This window comes from Leptolyngbya sp. FACHB-711, from assembly GCF_014695615.1.
Lineage (GTDB): Bacteria > Cyanobacteriota > Cyanobacteriia > Elainellales > Elainellaceae > Leptolyngbya_A.
Window position 1 is genome coordinate 1 of sequence record NZ_JACJOR010000013.1, and the last position, 2,323, is coordinate 2,323.

Here is a 2,323-nt window from a genome sequence, read left to right on the forward strand (position 1 = left end):
GGAGTATAGCTGCTGTCTACTTCAGCAGGCTTCATGTCGATATGGACGATCAGCGTATTGCCTGTGGGGTTCCAGCGTTTGGGCGAATATTCCACCAGATCGTAGCCGACGCAGATCACCAGGTCGGTATAGTCGAAGCCGCAATTAATATAATCGCGCTGTTGAAGTCCGACTGACCAAAGTGCTAGCGGATGTTGATAAGGAATCACTCCTTTGCCCATAAAGGTATTGGCAACCGGAATATTGAGTTCGGAGGCAAATCGAGTTAATGCTTCGCTGGCATGGGCACGAATTGCGCCATTTCCCACCAGAATCAGCGGATTTTTTGCCTGATCGATCGCGGCGGCTGCCCGTTCGATGCTACTAAACGAAGCGTAGACCTTTTCCCGCGAATCGGGGCGCAGCGGTTTCCCATCTACGGGCATGGCGGCAATGTTTTCCGGCAGATCGATGTGAACCGCTCCCGGTTTTTCGGTTTGGGCAATCTTAAAGGCGCGACGCACCACTTCCGGCGTAATGCTGGGGCGCACAATCTGGGTATTCCATTTTGTCACCGGACTAAACATCGCCACCAGATCGAGGTACTGGTGAGATTCAATGTGCATTCGATCGGTTCCCACCTGTCCGGTAATGGCCACCAGGGGAGCGCGATCGAGGTTTGCATCCGCCACGCCCGTCATTAAATTCGTCGCACCCGGTCCCAGCGTCGAGAGGCATACCCCCGCTTTTCCGGTCAGCCGCCCATAGACATCCGCCATAAACGCAGCTCCCTGCTCGTGACGGGTCGTGATGAACTGAATCGAAGATTGCTTGAGTGCCTGCAAAACGTGCAAATTCTCCTCACCCGGTAGCCCAAACACATATTCAACGCCTTCGTTTTCCAGACATTGAACCAGCAGTTGGGCGGTCGTCATTTCAGTCATAAGTTACTCCTCATGTGACCCTTGCTTCACCCTTATTTGACCCAGACCGTTTTGATATTCACAAACTCACGGATGCCTTCTTCGCTCAGCTCTCGCCCATAGCCCGATCGCTTCGTTCCCCCAAACGGCAAACGTGGATCAGACTTAACCATGCTGTTGATAAATACCGATCCCGCTTCGATTTCGTTAATCAAGCGATCGATTTCCTGTGGATTTTGCGACCAGGCACTTGCTCCCAGTCCAAATGGGCTATGGTTGGCAAAACGAATCGCAGCATCCAGATCAGGAACTCGAAACACCATTGCCACCGGACCAAAGAACTCTTCCTGAGCGATCGAAGCATCGATTGATAAATCGCTCAGAATTGTGGGCGGAAAGAAATTGCCTCGCTTGAGGGATTCGTTTAATTTCAGCGAATCCGGCTCACCGCCATACCGCAGCGTTCCCCCTTGATCGACCACAGTTTGCACCTGATGGGCCAATTCATGCACAATACCGGGCGTTGCCAGCGGACCAATCTCAGTATTGGCATCCATTGGATCACCCACTTTGAGAGCCGCGTATCGAGCAACGAGCTTTTCCAGAAACACATCGGCAATCGACTCCTGCACGATAAATCGCTTCGCCGCAATGCAGGATTGTCCGTTGTTGATCATCCGTGCTGTGACTGCCGTAGCAACCGCCGTTTCCAGATCCGCACTTTCCATTACGACAAATGGATCGCTGCCGCCCAGTTCCAGCACAGTTTTTTTGATTTGCTTCCCGGCTCCGCTGGCAAGGCTAGCTCCCGCTCCTTCGCTTCCGGTCAGCGTGGCAGCTTTCACCCGATCGTCTGCAATAATTTGACTCACCTGATCTGCGCTAATCAGCAGCGTTTGAAACGCTCCTTTCGGAAATCCCGCTTCCAGCAAAATTTCTTCGATCGCCAAAGCCGATTGGGGCACATTCGAGGCGTGTTTCAAAATGCCCACATTTCCCGCCATCAGAGCCGGAGCCGCAAAGCGAAACACCTGCCAGAAGGGAAAATTCCACGGCATCACCGCCAGAATAATCCCCAACGGCTGATAGCGCACAAAGCTTTTGCCTGCATCGGTCGGAATGACTCGATCGCTCAAGAATTCAGCCGCATGGTCGGCGTAGTAGCGGCACACCAGCGCACATTTCTCAACTTCCGCAATCGCGGCCGCAAGGGGCTTCCCCATTTCCAGCGTCATCATCTTGCCGTACTGCTCTCGTTTATCGGTCAAAATTTGGGCAGCATGGTGTAACCACTGCGATCGCTGAGCCATCCCGGTGTCGCGATATTGTTCAAAAGTCTGCTGCGCTCGATCGATCGCGCCAGAAATTGCCGCATCGGATAGCGGCTCAAAGGTCTTGAGCGTTTCCCCCGTTGCCGGATT

Annotated in this window: 2 protein-coding genes; both read right to left on the reverse strand. The window is 53.3% G+C overall.

Annotated features, from left to right (window positions below; translation table 11 throughout):
• Positions 1–923: thiamine pyrophosphate-binding protein (locus H6F80_RS00140; RefSeq protein WP_518523487.1), on the reverse strand; the 923-nt coding region annotated here is incomplete at its 3' end.
• A 32-nt stretch (positions 924–955) separates the two neighbouring features.
• A partial coding sequence (locus H6F80_RS00145) for an NAD-dependent succinate-semialdehyde dehydrogenase (RefSeq protein ID WP_190789602.1) occupies positions 956–2,323 on the reverse strand: 1,368 nt, incomplete at its 5' end.